The following is a 19,640-nucleotide window of genomic DNA, read 5'->3' as shown; positions in this document are numbered from 1 at the left end:
GGTAACACTGGGATTCCGTTCACTAAATATTTGCTTTTTACTATAGTAGCAATACTATAATTCTTTATATTACCCTCCATGTTGAATTTCTATCCAGGACCGTCTAAAATATATCCGGAAGTGCGCAACTACCTTATGGATGCGTATGACGAAGGTATATTGGGGGCTCCGCACCGCGGAGAACAGTTTGTACAGCTATCACGCACGGTGGTGGGCTCGCTCAAGCGACGCCTCAACATTCCGCAGGACTATTCTATTTTTTTTACCTCCTCCGCCACCGAGTGCTGGGAGATTCTGACCCAAAGCCTCACCAAAAAGAAGAGCTTCCACATTTACAATGGTTCTTTTGGGGAGAAATGGTACGAGTATGCAAAAAAGCTACGTCCCAATGCTGAAGGTGTTCGCTTCGACATCAACGAGGCCATGCCGGTGGAGGAACTCGACATCAGTGTTGATACTGAGCTGATCTGCTTTACGCAAAACGAAACCTCCAACGGAACACAGGTCACAGCCAGTACCATTCTGAACCTGCACAACCGCTTCCGTGACACGCTCACAGCCGTGGATGCAACTTCCTCAATGGCCGGTCTCAACCTGAAATACATCAAAGCTGATATCTGGTTCGCCTCCGTGCAGAAGTGCTTCGGTCTGCCGCCGGGTCTGGGTATACTTGTTTGCTCGCCGCGTGCCATCTTCCGGGCCAAGCAAATGAACGAGCGCAATCATTACAATAGCCTGGTATCGCTCTACGAGAAGATGCTCAACTACCAGACCGTGCACACGCCGAACACGCTCAACATCTACCTGCTCAAGCGTATGCTCGAGGACCGGCCTTTTATCAAACAGCTCGACATCGATCTGACGGATCGGGCCAACGAGCTATATGAGTTCTTCGGGCAGTTCACCGACTTTAAACTGCTGATCGAAAACGAAGAAGTACGCTCTAAAACCGTGCTGGTACTGGAGGCGAACGAGCGGTTGGTGGAGGATATCAAGAAGCGGGCGCTGCACCACAATATCCGGCTGGGCAACGGCTACGGACCATGGCAGCGCAACACGTTCCGGGTGGCCAATTTTCCGGCCATTGCCAACGAAGAGTACGAAGAGCTAAAGCGCTTTTTCCTGCATTATTACGCCTAAGAATCCTACCTTTGCGGCTTGTTATCAAATTGCGCCAGCGCTTGCAGGTATAGCTATACCCTATTTGCTGGCTTTAACATTTTAACAACCACAAACTCATGATTCAGGAGCTGTTTAGTTTCAAGGAAATCGCATCTGTAACGCTTATTCTGTTCGCGGTAATTGACATCCTCGGTTCTATTCCCATCATCATAGACCTGCGCAAGCGGGAGGGCAAGATCGAATCAGAAAAAGCCACCATTATTTCGGGTATTCTGATGATCGTGTTTCTGTTCGTGGGGGACGGTATCCTGAAACTGTTCGGCATCGATTTCGAGTCTTTTGCCATGGCAGGTGCTATCATCATCTTCCTGATTGGTTTGGAGATGATCCTGGGCAAAGACCTTTTCCACTCCGACCCTGAAGTGAAAAGTGGCTCCATTGTGCCGCTGGCCTTCCCGCTTATCGTGGGAGCCGGTACCATGACGACACTGCTCTCTTTGCGTGCCGCTTACTCGCTACCAAACGTGCTGGTAGGTATAGTCCTGAACCTGATGTTCGTTTACATCGTTCTCAAGGCTTCGGCCTGGCTGGAGCGTAAACTCGGTAAAGCTGGCGCCAACGTGCTCCGAAAGGTTTTTGGTGTTATTTTGCTGGCTATCGCCATCAAGCTGTTCAAAACGAATCTACCTATTTAAATTGAGTGAGTTAGTGATTGTGTGACGGAGTGATTTATTATTTTTTACACAATCACTCCGTCACACATTGACACGTTCGCTAAATCAAAAAGCTCACTCAATCGCTAAATCACTCATTCACTCAATTACAATATGATCGAGCTTTTTACAGACGGTGCATCACGAGGAAATCCGGGTCCGGGAGGGTATGGCACTATTTTGCGCTGGAAACACCACGAGAAAGAACTGACTGCCGGTTACCGCAAAACGACTAACAACCGCATGGAGTTGCTCGCCGTGATCGTGGGGCTCGAGGCGATCACCAAGCCGGGTATACCTGTCACGGTTTACTCGGATTCTAAGTATGTGGTGGATGCTGTGGAGAAGCGCTGGGTATTTGGCTGGCAGAAGAAGGGCTTCACTGGCAAAGCCAACGGAGATCTTTGGGCACGTTTTTTAAGGGTATATGCCAAGCATAATGTAAAATTCGTCTGGATCAGAGGCCATGCCGGTCACCCTGAGAATGAGCGCTGCGATGAGCTAGCTGTTGCCAGTGCGCTGTCACCGAATCTGTTGATCGACGAGGGCTTTGAGTCGGGGCAGTTTAACTCGAAGTAGTAGTTTGTAATGAGTAATGAATAGTGACTAATGTGCGCTGGATAGCCAGATGATACGATAGCTCTTGATGGCGCTTCTTGTATTCTTAACTGTGGATGTGATCGCTATGACTCTTTTCAATAGACTATTTCTAGCCTGCACAAAAAAATACTCTAGAGGAGCACAACAATTACCCACTCCTATTATTCATTCATCATTACCTATTATTCATTAAAAACCCGTGCCTAACACCTACTTCCAATTCAAGCAGTTCCGCATCAACCAGGACCAATGTGCTATGAAGGTTTGCACGGACTCCTGTGTATTCGGAGCCTATGTAGAGGTGCGTCAGGCGAAGCGGGTGCTGGATATTGGAACTGGAACAGGTTTGCTGGCCCTGATGGTAGCGCAACGGTCGGAGGCGGAAGTGGAAGCGGTGGAGATCAATCCCGAGGCGCAGGTGCAGGCTTTGCAGAACTTCGTCGAAAGCCCTTGGGCAGAACGACTGAAACTACACCCGATGCCCTTGCAGGAATTTGCGAAAACCTGTATGCAGCAGTACGACGTCATTCTCTCGAATCCGCCATTTTTTCTGGCTTCGCTCAAGTCTGACAATGCTGCCAAAAACACAGCCAAGCATACAGGCGATTTGCTCTTTGATGATATCCTGACTTTTGCGCAGAAGCACCTTACTCAGGATGGTAAACTATACTTGCTCCTGCCGCCAGCTGAGGCAAACCACTTTGCAGAACTTGCCAAAACGCATGCGTTATACCTGACCGAAACGACTGAGGTTTTCACCCGCATCGGTGGCAAGTGCATTCGACATGTGCAAACGTATACCTGCAATCCGAAAGCGAATACTCTTACTAAGACCTTACACATCCGCAAAGAAGACGGCACGACCTATACCACTGGCTTTTCAGAATTGCTGCGGGATTATTACCTGATTTTCTAATGATTGCCCGAAGGCTATACCTGCTAGTGAACAACCTTCACTTTTTCGTCTTCCACAAAGTCAATTCCATACCCTTTGAGCTCTTCCAGCACAGGTTCATACAGGTCTTGGTAGATAGGTATAACTACTCCACGGCGGTCGATCTTGCCTTGCAGCAGAAGCTTTGCCAGTATACCAACCGGTAATCCCACAGTCTTAGCCATAGCTGTCTGCACGGCATCATCACCCAACACTACCAGTGAGGAGGTAAGCTCGTGCTGCTCGCCGTTCAGTTCGTACTCAAACAGGTGCTGCATCACGATCATGTCTTTATCGCCAGGTTCCAGCTTCCACTTGCCAACCAGTATTTTTTCGAGCACCTGCGCCGGTGTGGCCGCTTGCATGTCGGGTGGTACATCTTCAAACAGACCGAGCCACTCCAGCTTTTCCATGATCTCACCTTCAGGGGCGATACCCAGGTAGCGACACAGGCGTTGCTGCAATGATTCGTCGGTGGAGGCGGCTGGTGGCAGGAAGGATTCCAGGTAACTGCGATGCGTCATGCTGTCCACACCTTCCAGGTCATAGCTGTCGTCGGTGAGGCCAAGTTGCACAAACACATCCCAGGCGGCACAGTAACCAATGCGGCGCAGCGTGCCACGTAGCATGGTAGGGATATCCTTCAGACCGTAATGCTCCCGATAGCTGAGCGAATCGCGGTTTGCGTAGCCGTCGAAGTGGCCGTAGCCCTCTACAAACAGTTCGTCGGTGCGCTTAAATAATTGGTGGTAGGGTATGTATTTATATTCTCCGTTCTTGATATACTTGGCCGTCCCCTGCCCTGCCAGCACCACATTGCGTGGGTTCCAGCTGAATTTGTAATTCCAGGGGTTATTGTCCGACTCCGGTGCCACCAATCCGCCCGTATAGGACTTAAATGACGTGATGCGACCGCCCATACCCTGCACACGCTGAATCACTGCCATGGCTGACATGTGGTCTATACCCGGGTCAAGGCCCGATTCCATTATTATAGTCAGGTTCTTCTGCTTGGCCTCTTCGTGCAGCTCTCTGAACTCGGGCGAAACGTAGGATGCGGTAATTAGGTGCTTCTCCTGCTTCATACACTCTTGCGCCACCTCTATGTGAAAGATCGCCGGCAAGAGCGAGATCACCAGATCGGCTTTGCTTACCTCTGCAGCTCGCTGTGCGTCATCGTGCACATTGAATATGATGGCTTCAGCAAAGTCCAGCTGCGCGATTTTGTCCTGCAGATGGTCCACGTTGATGTCGCCGATGGTGATGTGCCAGTTTTCGGAAGACGCGTGCTGTAACAGGTATTGAATAAGCGAGGAGGCGGAGCGGCCAGCCCCGAGGAGGAGTATTTTTTTCATAGCGATTGTGTCGTTGCGCTTGAATTTAGCAATAACCACCTGCAAGGCCAACCTTTCGCATTGTTTTATCAGAATATTCCGTTAAATTTATAGCCCTTTTCTAATTTTTATACCTATAAGGTCTTAAATGGCAAGTGAGCTGAATATACATATCTGCATCGACGTACTAGACTCGGCAGAAGAATTAACACCACAGGAACGCGAAGCAATGGAGCTGGCCCAACAAGCTGCTAACGATGCCTATGCTCCTTATTCCAACTTTTTGGTAGGCGCCGCCCTGGTACTTGAAGACGGCACCATGTTCAAAGGCAGCAATCAGGAAAACGCCGCCTACCCATCCGGCTTGTGCGCGGAGCGTACCGCCCTGTTTGCCATGAGCGCCCATCACCCGAACACCAAAATCAAGATGATTGCTGTGACTGCACGCCGGCGAAGCGAACAACATTTTCTTCCGGCAATGCCCTGTGGCGCCTGTCGCCAGGTGATGGCTGAGTACGAACACAAGCAAGGCGAGCCTATACCTGTGCTTTTGCAAGGTCCAGAAGGCAAATTCTATCGCCTCCGCAGCGTAAGCGACCTGCTGCCTTTCCAGTTCAACAAAGAACATTTGTAAGTTATGCACACGCACCAGCTGACAGTGCCGCGAACGGCACGCTACTATACCTTGGGAACGCCTTCAGAACAGACGCGCGACCTATGGGTGGTATGCCATGGCTATGGTCAGCTGGCCCGTTATTTTCTGCGGCACTTCGCTGTGCTGGACGATGGGAATACTGTGGTAGTGGCCCCGGAGGGACTCTCCCGCTTTTACCTGGATGGTTTTTCTGGCCGTGTAGGTGCTACCTGGATGACCAAAGAAGATCGTCTTTCTGAAATAGAGGACCAGTCCGCTTACCTCAACCTGCTGTTGAAACAACTTTTGCAGCAAGTACCTTCTGATGTGCGGGTGCATGTGCTGGGCTTCTCACAGGGTGGTGCTACAGTTTGCCGCTGGCTTGCAACTGAACGAGTGCCTTGCCAGCACCTTATACTTTGGGCCGCCTCTTTTCCGGAGGATATCGATTTTGAATCAGTCAAAGCGGCTTTTGAAGGTATACCGGTAGATCTGGTTTACGGCACACAAGACGAGTTTATCACACCCGAAAAACTGCAGCATCAGCGAGAGATCATGCAGCGGCTCGGCATTTCCCCACAAGTCCATACCTTCGAAGGCGGCCATACGATTGCACCAGAACTCCTAGCCAGATTGAAACCTTAGGGCAGCAACTACAAAAGTTGCTGCTAATCTGTACAAAAATTTATCTGTTTTTGCGCGGCTGAATCGGCTCATAACATCTGCTACATTTCATTTTATAGCAATTATCTGGTACCCACTTTTGGGTATTTTTGTTGATGCACAAATTGTTATATATAAATTTACAGAAATTTGATTTAAATTTGTGGTGGTATTGTCATAATCAATCAACCTATTTTATATTTTTTACTTACTTTATTTTAGTCCTATGAGGAGAAATCTCTACCTATCCTTCATCCTATGCTTGCTGACGCTTTCTACTTTTGCGCAAAGCAAGATCAACGTTACTTCAAACTTCCCGGATGCCAAATTCTTTTTGCTGAACGACGCGGACAATACCCGAGTGACTGAACTGGGTGTCGGAAGCATTGAATTGAAGCTTAACAAAGACTCCCGCAATCGCATTGCCATTGTAAAAGAAGGTTATGAACCTGTAATTCGTGAGTTTCCGCGCACCATGAAGTGGGACAAGGAACAAAAGATAGAACTGGCAAATCGCCTGATTGACATCAGTGTGGAGCCTTATGATGCGGAAATCTACATTGACGGTCGCCTGGCTGGCACAAAGCGTATCAACCTGATTGTGGAGAAAGACAAGTTCCTGAACGTAGAGGTAAAGAAACCAGGCTTTGCACCACAAACCAAGGTATACTACAACCAGAAAGACCGTGAAGCTCCTCCTGTTAAAGACTTTTTTGAGCTGAAAGACCGCCAGGTACGCCTGGAAGTGATTCCGGCTGACGCCTCTGTATCACTGAATGGTGTGGTAAGCGGCCGTGGCAATACAGACGTAAGCGTACCATTTGGCACTTGCGTAACAGTGACTGTAACAAAGGACGGATTTGCCGAAGTAGTACAGGTGTTCTGCAACAAGCCATCTACTGACCCGCTTCCTCCGCTTCGCAGCCGTGCCATGCTCGAAGATCGCCTGGTGAAAATTACATCCTCCCCTGCTGATGCCAACATTGAGGTGGCTGGTAAAGTGGTTGGCGTAGGCAAATACGACCTGAAAGTTCCAAAGAACGGCTGCGTAGAAGTGCGTGTGACCAAAGACGGTTTCCTGCGCTATATCAAGAACTACTGCAACCAGGAAAACATGCAGGCTCCGGAGCCAACTGAGTTTGTAGAGCTTGCCGTGGACGAGGCTTATACCTCGTCTATTTCCTCAGACATGGCCAATGTGCGCATCACCATACCTGTAAGCAAAACCGTAGACCCTGCTGACGCCTGGAGAATCCTGAGCTCAATCATCACCAAACGTTTTGATGTGCTCGAAACGGTAGACTACAACACAGGCTACCTCACCAGTGCCTGGCAGGTACAGAACTTCAACGGTGCCAACATGATCCGCACACGTGTGATTGTGAGCAGCGGCGGTAACTCTAACGACCTTACCTACGTGGTGAAGATCGTTAGCCAGCGTCACGAGCGTGAGATCAACACTTCGCGCAACATCAGTGTGAAAGACGATGAAGACTTCAAAGACTGGGGTCGTCTGCTGAAGCGCTATGATGGCTTGATCGAAGAGATCCAGGCGCGTCTTCAGTAATCCGACTTTATAAGAATCATTGCAAGAGCCTCCGCCAACAGCGGGGGCTTTTCTTTTTAAACATCTCCCTTGGAATCCAAACGCAGAATTTTCGGGTGTACTTAAATGTAAGTTAAAATTTAGTTTTAGCTTTAGTTTATGAACCGTTAGTAAACGATCATACTTGCAGATGCCACAAACAGAGTCCTTTTTCCGATTTGATTGGTTTGCAGCCATCCTGCTGGTAGGTGTGGTGCAGGGCTTCTTCATGAGTCTGCTGTTTCTGGCGAAGCGCCCGCACCGGCAGCCCTATCATCACCTGCTACTGGCGGCGCTGGTATTTACTTTTGCCAGCATGGTCCTGGAGGTATTTTTGTGCTACAGCGGCCTTATGTTCCGGGTGCTTCATCTGGTCGATTTCTCTGAACCTGCAAATTTCGCCGTCGGTCCCCTCACCTACCTGCTTTTCCGGAGCCTGAACGGTAATAACTGGACGCGGAAGCAGTGGCTGCACTTCATTCCTTTTGTAGTGTACTTTCTCTACCATACCCTCTTTTACATACAGCCCGAGGAAGTTAAATACAACGCCTATGTAGGAGCCTATTTTCCGGAGATGGAGCAGATACCAGTTACTATTGAGCTTTTCTGGGACCCGCTGCATTGGACGAGGTATGTAAATGAGCTGACCATGGCACACATCCTCATCTACATCATACTCTGCTTCATGATTTTGAGGAAACGAAACACAGTCGAGTCCCCAAACCCCTATTTCTATACCTGGGCAAGGTTCCTGCTGTTCTTTTTCGTTGCCACGCTGGTGCTGATCGTGATCGTTAAGCTAAGCTATGAGCGCGACCTGGGTGATCATTTCCTGGCCGTGTTTCTGGTACTACAGCTCTTCTTTGCCAGCTACAAAATCATTACTGATTCTGCCTTCTTTCAGCCGGTGGTGCAGCTAAAGTATGAAAAGTCTGCCCTGAGTGAGGAGGCCAAGCAGGACCTGATCCGGAAACTGAAAGCGGCTGAAGAGGAAAAATTTTACATTCAACCATCGGCCTCCCTCCCGACGCTGGCCAAACAACTGCATACTTCGCCCCACTACCTTTCACAAAGCCTGAACGAGCGCCTGGGCAAGAGCTTTTTTGAGTACTTGGCTGAGCTGCGTATACAAGAGGCCAGAGCTATACTGGCAGATCCAACTCAGCAGCATCTCAAGGTGGAAGAAGTGGCCGAGCAGGTAGGCTATTTATCGAAGTCGGCTTTTAGCAGTGTCTTCAAAAAGCATACTGGCCAGACACCGGGGCAATATCGTAAAAATGCCGTTTCCGGTTCAGTTTAAGTACTTCCCTATAAGTTAGCACCTCGCACTTATCGGCAGATTCTTCTGATTTAGTCTTCTTTGGCGATGTTTGCATCAAAACGAAACGCTATGGAAAACCAGATTAAAATCAGACGTTACGAGTTCGACTGGCTGCGGGTACTGGCCTTCTCGCTACTCATCTTTTACCACACCGGCATGTACTTTGTCAGTTGGGACTGGCACGTTAAAAACCCGGTACTCAGTGAAACGCTGGAAGTGCCGATGATCTTTATGAGCCAGTGGCGGATGTCGCTTATTTTTCTGGTGTCGGGAGTGGGCGTATACTTTGCCTTGGGATTCCGAAGTGCCGGTACTTTCGCAAAAGACAGGCTGAAACGCATTCTGCTTCCACTGGTCATCGGTATGCTACTGGTAGTGCCGCCGCAAGTATATTTTGAGCGGGCAGTACAGGGCACGGCTACTGATTACTTCAGCTTCTATCCCTCTGTCTTTGAATTTGAGCCCTACCCCGAAGGCAACTTCAGCTGGCACCATCTGTGGTACCTGACTTACATCTTCTGCTATAGCCTGCTGCTTTTGCCGCTACTCGTATACTTGCGCCGTGTCAACACACAGGTAGCCGGTATACGGAACTGGGTGCTACTGGCCGTGCCCGCGCTCTGGTTGAGTACAGGAGGCATTCTGCTCAACGAACGATTCCCGGCTACCAATGCCCTTGTGGATGATTGGGCCAACCACTTCCTCTATATCACGGTTTTCTTAATTGGTTTTGTATTGATGAAGTTTCCTCAGCTGCAGGAAAAAGTAAGAAAGCTGCGCTGGTTCAGCCTGGGCCTCGCAGCTTCAACTCTTACAATCCTGTATACTTTCTACTGGTTTAAAGATATTGATCTGAATGGTATAGAATTGTCGCTATACTATGCCCTGAAGCAAAGTAACCGTTGGTTCTGGCTGATGGTCATACTGGGTTTTGCGATGCAGCACCTTAACGTGAAACATAAGTTTCTGGCACAAGCTAATGAGATGGTATACCCGTTCTATATACTGCACCAGACCGTCATTGTGGCATTAGGATATTACCTGATGCAAGCAGACTGGAGCATCGGTCTCAAGTTTTCAGTTATCAGCCTAAGCACTTTTATCATTTGCTTTCTGCTGATCAAGTACCTGATCATGCCAGTAAATTGGCTCCGACTGCCGTTTGGTATGAAGCCAATCCAGAGAGAAACACAATATCCTGCAGGCTTGCATGCGGAGAAAATCAAAGAGAAAGAGCAACTTGTAAGCAATTACAACTTGTAAGCAATTAAATGCGTGTTATCACTAATGAGCATCCTACTGCTAGTCCTTTTCCCACATCCCTTCCATCACCACTTCGAGCAGGTGCTGGTCGGGATCGCGGAAGTAGAACGAAAGGTAACCACGCCCCCAGTCATACTCTTGCTCTATTGCTATACCTGCGTCCTTGATTTTGCTTTTCCAGCTTTCGTAATCTTCCCGGCTTACCTCGAAAGCCAGGTGCAACTGACCTGATCCGAAGTGTGGAGGCAATGTACCACCAAGCTTTGAGGCCTCTGGCAGAAAACAGAGTAATACCGACTCTCCTGCTCTGAAAAATATATGACGGTCTTTCACCTCACCGATCACAGCCAATCCTAACTTTCCGTTATAGAACTCGCGACTGCGCTCCAGATTGGCTACATACAGACAGGTTTCTTTTATCTTCTTAATTCTCATCGGTTGGCTTTAAAAACAATAATCCGGTTAAAAAACGTGTATTTACAGTTTGTACGCAACCACAGTGCTTTTGCTTTCCGTTATACCATAACGCGCCTACTCTCTAAAAGAACCCTATGAAGCTTATGTTGAAAATACTCGCCTTTTTTATACCTGTCATGGTCGCCCTTTTTTACTTTTTGGGTCAGCCTTCCGGCACAGACTCTAATTCCACAGCTACTTCCGGCAAACTGGTCAGGCTGGCCAAACTCCCTTCCCCTATTAATGAAAGCTCCGGCGTCGAGTTTATACCTGAGCGTAAAGCTTACATAACGCACAACGATGCAGGCAACAAACCACACCTCTATGTGGTAGATCAGCAAGGCAAATTAGTAGAGACCATCAAACTGAAGCTTCCCAATGTGGACTGGGAGGACCTGGCACGTGACAGCGAAGGAAATATCTACATAGCCGATACAGGCAATAACAACAACAAACGCAAGGAACTGGCTATCTATAAACTGAAGCTCGACAAGCCTGACCAGATTGAAGCCATACGCTTCACCTACGAGGACCAGAAAGATTTCCCTCCAGCTAAAAAAGATATGAACTACGATGTGGAAGCTATTTTCTGGCAAGGCGGCAAGCTATACCTGGTATCAAAGGACAGAGGTAGAAAACAAACAGCTAAGGTATACGAGCTTCCTGACAGCGGCGGGCAGTACAAAGCCAGACTGCTGGGCAGTCACAAGCTTGGTGTGCCTGTGACCGGCGCAGCCAGCAGCGCTGATGGCAGAACCGTGGCACTTGTGAGCGAAGGAGGACTGCACATCTTCCGCGACGTCAGTAACCCAGCGGATTTTTATAAGGGCGACTACCAGCGTGTGCGTATCAAGGAGGCCGGACAAACCGAGGCGGTAGCTTTTGAAAATGAAAGCACCCTGGTCATTACCAGCGAAGATGGAGGCTTGTTCAGGTATAGCCTTAACTAAGCCGCCATATACTTTTAAACCAAAACGGCCAGCAGTGATGCTGGCCGTTTTGGTGTCTTGAATAACTACTTATTTGCGGACTGCTTCTCTTGCTGGCTTTCCGCCAGGCAGGGCAGGTTTTGGGTTACGCCATACTCTGAAAAGTATGAACAGACCGATAATGATGAGTGGGATACTCAATTGCTGCCCGATGTTCAGCGCCATCGTCGCCTCTTTCTCTACCTGCACTTCTTTCAGAAACTCTACCAGGAAGCGGAAAGTGAAAAGGGCCGTTACGAAAATACCGAACAGCAAACCTTTCGGAAGGGCCTCTTTGTATTTCTTCCAGAGCCAGTATAACAGTACAAACAGCAGGAATACGCTGAATGACTCGTAAAGCTGTGTAGGGTGGCGTGGTACATGTGAGTATTCGCTCTGGCGCACAAAAATAAAGCCCCACGGCAGATCCGTCGGACGACCAAAGATTTCAGAGTTCATCAGGTTGCCCAGTCGGATAAGTGCGCCACCTAGCGCCACTACGATCACGATCCGGTCCAAAACCCACATGTAATCAAAATTGTGCTTACGGCTGAATAACCACAGGGCCAGCAAAATACCGATGGTTGCGCCATGACTGGCTAGTCCGCCTTCCCATATCTTCAGAATCTCGATCGGGTTGCTCAGGTAATACTCAGGTTGGTAAAACAAGGTATGGCCCAGACGTGCACCTACAACAGTGCCAATGATCATGTAAAGGGTGATCACGTCCACATCGCCTTCTGTGCGGCCTTCGGCTACATAGATTTTAGTCAGGATGCGTTGCCCGAACACAAAAGCCAGTGCGAACAGGAGTCCGTACCAGCGCACTTCAAAGGAGCCGATGGAGAAGATGGAAGGACTTACATCCCATGTGATATAGTTCAGAATGCTCATATACAAAGGTATGGTTCTGCCAAAGTTACAATAATTCGCAATGCTAAAAAACCAGCACCAGACAGGTACAGGGATATTTATCCACAGGTATAGCCACAAAAGGAGAAGGCATCACCCCGCCCTGCTCTAACAGGTATAGGATGATGCCTTGTATTGATGTTAATCCCTGCCTCTATTTCAAATTGCTCAGCTCTTCCCTGAAGCCACCGCTCAGGATCGGATAGCGCAGCCAGCTGCGAGGGTCCAGGTTGTAGTCGTCGAGGTGGAAGCCTGGGGCATAACGCTCCCGTTTCCACTGATTGCGTGACCACAAGGTATAAAACTTGTGCACATATTCCTTGATTGATTTTACCGGCGCTACCTTCTCTTTCTCCAGCTGATCGATTACCTGCTGTGGTGACAGACGGTCGTACCAGGCCAGGCGCTCGATCATGTTCAGAATCTCGTATGGCATCAGGTCCTTCTCGTCCGTCTGGTTCTCAGAAGATGGGCGAAGTTCGGCTGTTGGCTGCAGGTTATTCACATAGTCCAGTCCGAGGTAGCCAAGTTCTTCCTGCATCCAGATCAGGAACTGACGAATAAAGGCCTTATCTATACCTGCGATCGGAGATAGGCCGCCAGCAGTATCACCATCCATTGTAGCGTAGCCCACGGCGGCCTCACTTCTGTTTGAGGTGGCCAGCAGTAAGGCATTCTTTACGTTCGTCAGCATCCAGATAGCTGGCGCGCGTACCCGTGCCTGTATGTTTTGCAAGGTCACGTCGTCCTGCTCCCAGGTTAACTCCCGCTTTAGGGCACCTTCTATTTTTGAGGTATAGCCGCGTACTTCATCATCAATAGTCCAGTCGTAAAACACTGCCCCGATCGACTCCGCCAGTTCCTTCGCAGAGGTATAGGTGGCATCAGATGAATTGACAGTGCCCTGATACGCACAGGTAAGCATACGTCCTACCAGTTCTTTTACTACATGCTCCTGCGGCAGTGATTCAAAATACTCGGCATCCTCCAGCGAGAACATACGGGCTTTGGTCACAAACCCAGTCACTCCCAGGCTGTCAACGCCCCGGCGCACCATTTCGGCCACGGCCACCGCACAGCATGACGAGTCAGCGCCACCGCTCAGCGACAGCACAAAGCCCCGGCTGCGGCTCTTTCGCATATAGTCAAACAGCGCCAGGCTCAAGGCGGCAATCAGTTCAGCATTCTCATCAATGGGTGGCAGGTACTCAATTGTTTCAGTTATTTCCGGGTTAGGTCCGAAGCATACCTCTGCGCACTCCAGGTCCACGTCTTTGAAGCATAGCAGCTCGTTGCGTCGAATCAACTTACCGTTTTGGGCTATGAGCACCTCCCCATCAAAGATCACACGCCCTGACTCATTGCCAAGCAGGTTGGCATACAGATAAGCACATTGATATTTTTGAGAGGCTTCTACTACAAGGCGGTGACGCAGGTCCGTCTTGCTCAGGGCAAAGTGGCTGGCACTTGGGTTCAGGATCAGTTGCACACCCTTCGGCATATGGCGCTCGGCGGGACGGTTAGTTCGCCAGGCATCCTCGCATATTTCAAAGGCATACTTCACGCCTTTCTCTTCGTACACAATGTCACCAATCGGGTAGCGTTTTCCCTTTATCTCAAACTCCTCTACCAGATTGGCCGGCCATGGCGTAAACCAGCGTGGCTCGTAGTGGATGCCATCACGGGCCAGGAACTGCTTGGCAGTAAAGCCCACGATCTCCTTGTTTTTGATGACGCAGGCCGTATTGAACACATCCTGCCCGATAATCACATGCACGCCCAGGCATACGGTTATATTATCGCACCACTCTTTTACCTGGAGCAGCTTTTCGAATGTTTCTTCAGCAAACCAAGGGTGCAGGAACATATCCTCACACCCGTAACCAGTAATGCAAAGCTCGGGCAGCAGCAGGATATCCACGTTTCGGGTGCTTGCTTCGATAATAGCTGATCGTATATTAAGGAGGTTGGCTTCCCAGTCGAGTGGGGTCTGATTCAGGGCAGCCCCAGCCAGTATCAGTCTAGTTTCTTCCATAGTGTGTTCTCTAACGCAACAATACGGAAGCAAGTTAAGCTTTGGCAGCCAAATAAAGAACCGTTATACCCTGAACAGGTATAGGTTGAGGCCTGTAGAGCCCATTTAGGTATAGGTATGGCACAGTGCTGGAACAAAATCAGAAGCTCACAACTGGAAATGATGCGAGGGTGAGCAATTTCCGTTTGAGCAACAGAGTTAAAGTAAAAGCCGGGTTAGAGAAGGAAGGGCTAAAATGGTCGCATTAATTGGATGCCCCGATATTTTCGCTGATAGAAACCAACCTCAGCTGATATTGAGGACTTCCAGTGCCTTTTCGGCAGCAGCCTGGTCAGCTTTCTTTTTGGAGAGCCCCACGCCCACGGCTACCGGTTTGTCATTAAGGAAGATCTCGCATGTAAACTCGGTCGTATTGCCCTGATTTTTGCGGTTGACGATCTCAAAGCGGATATCGGCATTCTGGCTTTGTGCCCACTCGATGAGCTTGCTCTTGAAGTTGGAAGTGGTGTTGACCAGCTTATGCAGGTCAACATGAGGTTTTATGAGTTTTCCCAATATAAACTGGCGGGTTGTACTATACCCTTTGTCCAGGTATATGGCGCCTACCAGCGCCTCTAGGGCATTGCCGTGCACTGATTTGTGACGTGAAGTCTGTCCACCTGAAGTGTCTACTTTCACGAGTAGGTTCAACCCGATTTTAATGGCAATATGATTGAGTGACTCACGGTTAACGATCCGTGAGCGCATCTCTGTCATAAAGCCTTCATCTTCGTAGGGGAATTTCTTGAATAGCAGTTCTGCCACAACTGTTCCGAGTACCGCATCGCCCAGAAACTCCAGACGCTCATTCGTATCGTGCTTGCTGGCCAGGTTCTGACGAGCAAAGGACGTGTGTGTGAGCGCCAGTTTGTACAGGCGTATGTTATCCGGAGTGCTGCCAATAATCCCGGAGATGGCGCGCACTAACTCTCTATCCTTGGTAAATAGGCTGTGATAGAAGCGCCGTACCGGTTTTATAGGACCAAACACTTAGTCGATAGATTGACGGAATAAAACGGAAGTATTGTGTCCACCAAAGCCGAACGTATTGCTGAGCGCTACCCTCACTTCACGCTCCTGCGCTTTGTTAAAGGTAAAGTTCAGACGGTTGTCAAAGCTGTCATCATCCGTAAAGTGGTTGATGGTAGGTGGCACCAGGCTGTTTTTGATCGACATGATAGCCGCAATCGCCTCAATAGCACCAGCCGCGCCCAACAGGTGACCTGTCATGGACTTGGTAGAGCTGATATTGAGTTTGTAGGCGTGGTCACCAAACACAGTTTCGATGGCTTTCACTTCGCTGATGTCTCCGAGCGGTGTGGATGTACCATGTACGTTGATGTAGTCTACCTCCTCTGGCTTGATGTTGGCATCGCGCAGCACGTTCTTCATCACGTTCAGCGCGCCCAATCCATCCGGATGCGGAGCTGTAATGTGATATGCGTCTGCAGACATACCGCCACCGATCACCTCGGCGTAGATCTTTGCGCCACGGGCTTTGGCATGTTCGTACTCTTCCAGAATCAATGCGCCTGCACCTTCACCCAACACAAAACCATCACGGTCTTTGTCGAATGGACGGGAGGCCGTTTCCGGAGAGTCGTTGCGCTCTGAAAGGGCCTTCAGGGCGTTAAAGCCTCCTATACCTGCTTCAGTTACAGCTGCCTCTGAGCCACCGGTTACCACCACATCGGCCATACCCAAACGGATATAGTTGAAAGAATCGATGATGGCATTGGTAGCAGATGCACAGGCAGAAACCGTTACGAAGTTAGGTCCACGGAAGCCGTACTTAATGGAAATGTGGCCGGCACTGATGTCAGCGATCATCTTCGGGATGAAGAATGGGTTGAATCGCGGTGTGCCGTCACCGTTGGCAAAGTTCACGCACTCCTCCTGGAAGGTACGCAGACCGCCAATACCAGATCCCCAGATCACACCTACGCGGTCGGGGTTATAGTTCCCTTCCACCAGGTTCGCGTCCTGAACCGCCTCGTCAGCCACCACCATGGCGAACTGAGAGAACAGGTCCATCTTACGCGCTTCCTTACGGTCGAAGTAATTTTCAGGAACATATCCTTTTACTTCACAGGCAAACTGGGTCTTAAACTTACTCGCATCAAAGCGTGTAATAGGCGCAGCTCCACTCACACCATTGGCCAGCCCGTTCCAATATTCTGCAACGTTGTTTCCAAGTGGGGTGAGTGCGCCAAGCCCTGTAACTACAACTCTCTTAAGCTCCATAAGCTGTTAGTAGAGGATAGATAGTAAAAATTACTTAATACAATAAGGTAATCGGGGTTATATTACTTTGCGTGCTCTTCCAGGTAGCTGATAGCCTGACCTACAGTGGCGATGTTTTCAGCCTGGTCATCTGGAATAGAAACGTTGAATTCTTTTTCGAATTCCATGATAAGCTCTACTGTATCCAATGAATCAGCGCCAAGGTCGTTTGTGAAGCTAGCCTCTGGAGTAACTTCTGACTCTTCAACACCAAGCTTATCGATGATGATAGCCTTTACTTTTTCTGCGATTTCTGACATTTTTTCTTATAGTTTATTAAAACACTGTGCAAAGAAATGTAATTAGGCAGACAATGTCAAAAAAAATTGTGGTATTCGGTAAGTGATAAAAGTTTTTGCCTTAAAGGTCGTTTTAGACTTTCATGTTTATAAATTTGCAATTACGCTGATTGTTAGCCCATGAAAACATTGCACCTGGACATCGAGTATGATTTTAGCTTCGCCCTTTTCGGCGTGGTTGCCTCATGCCGCGACTACAAGATGGCCTGGTCGCTTAATCGCCTTTTGGGTCTTAATCTCACCCGCCAGCCGGACTTATGCTACGAAATGCCGGATAGACACAAAATGTACATCTCTCATTTTGAGCACAATGACACCCATAGCACTGTGCGCCTTTTTCGTAACAAAGCGCTGGGCACCCTTACCATTAAAAAGCCTTTTATGCTGCCTGATGTAAAAGAGTATGACTATATTCTGCAAATATCAGGTGCGCTGCAGCACTACCTTCACCCCCAGGAGCTGCTACGGAGGCTTCACAACCTCCCCATTATTCAGTACACGAAACAATTTGATCCACTTACACTTAAGTACAAGGAACACTTATTATTCTGATTTATGAAGATACTCTTCAACAAGACAAAAGTACTGGCCACTGTTGGCCCTGCCAGCAATACCTTTGAGCGCCTATTGGCACTCGTGCAGGAGGGCGTAGATGCTTTCCGCCTTAACTTCTCGCACGGTGAGCATGAAGAACATTTACAGGTAATACAGCACATTCGCGAAATCAACCGCCGCTTCAACACCAATATCTGCATCGTACAGGACTTACAAGGCCCTAAGATCCGCATTGGTGAAGTGGAAAACGGCGGCGTAGAAATAAAGGAAGGCCAACGCATCGTGCTACGCTGCGATGGCTCCATCAGCAACCATGAGCATCTTGGCACCAGCTACACCGCGCTGGCCAAGGACGTAAACCCTGGCGATACCATCCTGCTCGACGATGGCAAACTCGAGTTGAAAGTAATCACCACTGACAAAGACTGCCTGGTGGAAGCAGATGTAAAATACGGTGGCGTGGTAAAACCTCGTAAAGGCATCAACCTGCCGGACTCATCTGTTTCAGCCCCTTCGCTAACCGAAAAAGACCTGCGTGATCTGCACTTCGGCCTCGACCACGACGTAGAGTGGGTTGCGCTCTCGTTTGTGCGCCGCGTAGAAGATGTACTGGAAATTAAGCGCATCATCAAAGAGCGTGGCAAGGATACCCGCGTGATCGCCAAAATTGAGAAGCCTGAGGCGATTAAAAACATCGATGCGATCATTGCCGAATCTGACGCCCTCATGGTGGCCCGTGGTGACCTTGGGGTGGAAACAGGTATGGAGCGTGTGCCAATGCTGCAGAAGATGATCGTGGAGAAGTGTAACAAGTCTGCCAAGCCGGTGATCATCGCCACCCAGATGATGGAAAGCATGATCGTGAACCCGAAGCCGACACGTGCTGAGACCAACGACGTTGCCAATGCCGTAATAGACGGCGCTGACACCCTGATGTTGAGTGCCGAAACGGCGGTAGGAGCTTACCCGGTTGAGACGATCCGCTCCATGAACTTAACGATCAGTGAGGTGGAGCGCCAGGCGGAGATCTTCAACAAGACATACATCCTGAACCCGCACTCTGAGACTTTTTACAACGACAGCCTGGTAGCCAATGCCTGTAACCTTGCCCGCGACACGAACGCACGCGCCGTGATCGGCATGACCAAATCTGGTTACACAGCTTTCCAACTGGCTAAGTACCGCACCAGAGCTGATATTTTCATCTTCACAGAGAATGAGCGCCTGCTGAACACGCTAAACCTAGTGTGGGGGGTTCGTGGCTTCTACTACGACAAGTTTGAGTCGACTGACGCCACCATTGAGGATATCAAGCAGATGCTCCTGAAGGCTGGTTACCTGAACAAGGGAGATGTGTTCATCAACACGGCGAGTATGCCGATATATGAGCAGAAGCGTACCAACATGATCAAGTTGAGTATCGCTTAACAGAAGTAAGATTTCATTATCAGAATCCTGAGGTTGGCATCAACTTCAGGATTTTTTGTTTTTAGGGAGTGGGGGTTGGCAGGGCCGGTTTACCTGAAATAGTTTTCGCCTAGCCGGCGGGGCTAGTTCGCATGGAGCGAGCGTCCTCGCTCGTGATGGATATGGTGGGGCCTCTGGCTCAGGTATAGGTATAGGTATAGCAGTTACAGCAACCTGTACAGGTATAGCAACGTGACTTGTTCCATAGCTTCGCCTGTGCGGCGGGCACGGTATGCCCTGGCCGGGCGGGCCTTACTTTTTTCCTTGATGAAAAAATCGAGGGCCCCTACCCCCAGTAAGCAAAAAAATCAAGACTATCCAAACTCGCTGAACGCTCTCGACAGGGGGCCCCTTCACCCCCAACAGTGGAGCGTCGCAAAGCGCACATGGCACTGCTGCATGTTTTATAGCCAGCGTGCGAGTTAGTTTTTAATGCGTACCAGTGTTACGTCACCGC

General features: G+C 49.3%; 19 protein-coding genes. 12 read left to right on the top strand and 7 right to left on the bottom strand.

The genetic code is table 11. The features are described from left to right. Positions 1 to 78 precede the first annotated feature (78 nt). From Q1A54_RS04505 to Q1A54_RS04490, 4 genes are all read left to right on the top strand, one after another. On the top strand, positions 79 to 1,140 hold the full coding sequence (locus Q1A54_RS04505) for an aminotransferase class V-fold PLP-dependent enzyme (protein ID WP_196114512.1): 1,062 nt from the start codon (positions 79 to 81) through the stop codon (positions 1,138 to 1,140). Positions 1,141 to 1,250: 110 nt separating this feature from the next. Next, a complete protein-coding gene (locus tag Q1A54_RS04500; protein WP_040574344.1) occupies positions 1,251 to 1,817 on the top strand; it encodes a MarC family protein in 567 nt (188 codons plus the stop codon). 132 nt (positions 1,818 to 1,949) lie between these two features. Beyond that, positions 1,950 to 2,414, top strand: a complete 465-nt coding sequence (rnhA, locus tag Q1A54_RS04495; RefSeq protein WP_299985365.1) for a ribonuclease HI — start codon at positions 1,950 to 1,952, stop codon at positions 2,412 to 2,414. A 220-nt stretch (positions 2,415 to 2,634) separates the two neighbouring features. Next, positions 2,635 to 3,351, top strand: coding sequence for a methyltransferase (locus Q1A54_RS04490; protein ID WP_299985364.1), 717 nt, complete (start codon positions 2,635 to 2,637; stop codon positions 3,349 to 3,351). Positions 3,352 to 3,374: 23 nt separating this feature from the next. Here the strand turns inward: Q1A54_RS04490 and Q1A54_RS04485 are convergent, their stop codons facing one another. Beyond that, positions 3,375 to 4,724, bottom strand: a complete 1,350-nt coding sequence (locus tag Q1A54_RS04485) for a saccharopine dehydrogenase C-terminal domain-containing protein (protein ID WP_299985362.1) — start codon at positions 4,722 to 4,724, stop codon at positions 3,375 to 3,377. Between the two features lie 127 nt (positions 4,725 to 4,851). On the opposite strand from Q1A54_RS04485, the gene cdd reads away from it, so the two are divergent. The 5 genes from cdd (at position 4,852) to Q1A54_RS04460 (ending at position 10,169) form a co-directional block, all read left to right on the top strand. Continuing rightward, on the top strand, positions 4,852 to 5,337 hold the full coding sequence (cdd, locus tag Q1A54_RS04480) for a cytidine deaminase (protein WP_299985360.1): 486 nt from the start codon (positions 4,852 to 4,854) through the stop codon (positions 5,335 to 5,337). Between the two features lie 3 nt (positions 5,338 to 5,340). Beyond that, positions 5,341 to 5,982, top strand: a complete 642-nt coding sequence (locus Q1A54_RS04475; protein WP_299985358.1) for a phospholipase — start codon at positions 5,341 to 5,343, stop codon at positions 5,980 to 5,982. Positions 5,983 to 6,226: 244 nt separating this feature from the next. Further along, positions 6,227 to 7,567, top strand: a complete 1,341-nt coding sequence (locus Q1A54_RS04470; protein ID WP_299985356.1) for a hypothetical protein — start codon at positions 6,227 to 6,229, stop codon at positions 7,565 to 7,567. A gap of 169 nt (positions 7,568 to 7,736) precedes the next feature. Beyond that, positions 7,737 to 8,885, top strand: coding sequence for a helix-turn-helix transcriptional regulator (locus Q1A54_RS04465; RefSeq protein ID WP_299985353.1), 1,149 nt, complete (start codon positions 7,737 to 7,739; stop codon positions 8,883 to 8,885). A 90-nt stretch (positions 8,886 to 8,975) separates the two neighbouring features. Next, positions 8,976 to 10,169, top strand: a complete 1,194-nt coding sequence (locus tag Q1A54_RS04460; RefSeq protein ID WP_299985351.1) for an acyltransferase — start codon at positions 8,976 to 8,978, stop codon at positions 10,167 to 10,169. A gap of 39 nt (positions 10,170 to 10,208) precedes the next feature. On the opposite strand, the gene Q1A54_RS04455 is transcribed toward Q1A54_RS04460, so the two are convergent. Next, positions 10,209 to 10,604 carry a VOC family protein gene (locus Q1A54_RS04455; protein ID WP_299985349.1) on the bottom strand — a complete coding sequence of 132 codons (396 nt, stop codon included), beginning with the start codon at positions 10,602 to 10,604 and terminating at the stop codon, positions 10,209 to 10,211. Positions 10,605 to 10,729: 125 nt separating this feature from the next. Between Q1A54_RS04455 and Q1A54_RS04450 the strand changes: the two genes are divergently transcribed. After that, the gene (locus Q1A54_RS04450) at positions 10,730 to 11,575 is read left to right on the top strand and encodes a hypothetical protein (protein ID WP_299985348.1); all 846 of its coding nucleotides are present in this window, start codon (positions 10,730 to 10,732) and stop codon (positions 11,573 to 11,575) included. Between the two features lie 69 nt (positions 11,576 to 11,644). Here the strand turns inward: Q1A54_RS04450 and lgt are convergent, their stop codons facing one another. The 5 genes from lgt to Q1A54_RS04425 all read right to left on the bottom strand — a co-directional run bounded on the left by lgt (position 11,645) and on the right by Q1A54_RS04425 (position 17,122). Then, positions 11,645 to 12,487, bottom strand: a complete 843-nt coding sequence (lgt, locus tag Q1A54_RS04445; protein WP_196114502.1) for a prolipoprotein diacylglyceryl transferase — start codon at positions 12,485 to 12,487, stop codon at positions 11,645 to 11,647. 172 nt (positions 12,488 to 12,659) lie between these two features. Next, complete coding sequence (gene nadE / locus Q1A54_RS04440; protein WP_299985345.1) at positions 12,660 to 14,540, bottom strand: NAD(+) synthase; 1,881 nt, start codon at positions 14,538 to 14,540, stop codon at positions 12,660 to 12,662. A 285-nt stretch (positions 14,541 to 14,825) separates the two neighbouring features. Then, positions 14,826 to 15,503: a ribonuclease III gene (rnc, locus tag Q1A54_RS04435; protein ID WP_234986256.1), complete on the bottom strand. Its 678-nt coding sequence runs from the start codon at positions 15,501 to 15,503 to the stop codon at positions 14,826 to 14,828. Positions 15,504 to 15,569: 66 nt separating this feature from the next. Then, positions 15,570 to 16,823, bottom strand: coding sequence for a beta-ketoacyl-ACP synthase II (fabF, locus tag Q1A54_RS04430; protein WP_299985343.1), 1,254 nt, complete (start codon positions 16,821 to 16,823; stop codon positions 15,570 to 15,572). A 62-nt stretch (positions 16,824 to 16,885) separates the two neighbouring features. Next, entirely contained in the window at positions 16,886 to 17,122 is a 237-nt protein-coding gene (locus Q1A54_RS04425; RefSeq protein ID WP_007659745.1) for an acyl carrier protein, read from the bottom strand. Between the two features lie 159 nt (positions 17,123 to 17,281). Here Q1A54_RS04425 and Q1A54_RS04420 point away from each other — a divergent pair, with 159 nt between their 5' ends. Together Q1A54_RS04420 and pyk are read left to right on the top strand one after the other, a co-directional pair. Then, positions 17,282 to 17,713 carry an IPExxxVDY family protein gene (locus Q1A54_RS04420; protein WP_196114498.1) on the top strand — a complete coding sequence of 144 codons (432 nt, stop codon included), beginning with the start codon at positions 17,282 to 17,284 and terminating at the stop codon, positions 17,711 to 17,713. A 3-nt stretch (positions 17,714 to 17,716) separates the two neighbouring features. Then, positions 17,717 to 19,144 (top strand): pyruvate kinase, encoded by a 1,428-nt coding sequence (gene pyk / locus Q1A54_RS04415; protein WP_299985340.1) that lies wholly within the window; start codon positions 17,717 to 17,719, stop codon positions 19,142 to 19,144. Positions 19,145 to 19,640 lie beyond the last annotated feature (496 nt).

This window comes from uncultured Pontibacter sp. (genome assembly GCF_947502515.1).
Lineage (GTDB): Bacteria > Bacteroidota > Bacteroidia > Cytophagales > Hymenobacteraceae > Pontibacter.
This window is presented reverse-complemented; position numbering and strand designations above follow the sequence as displayed.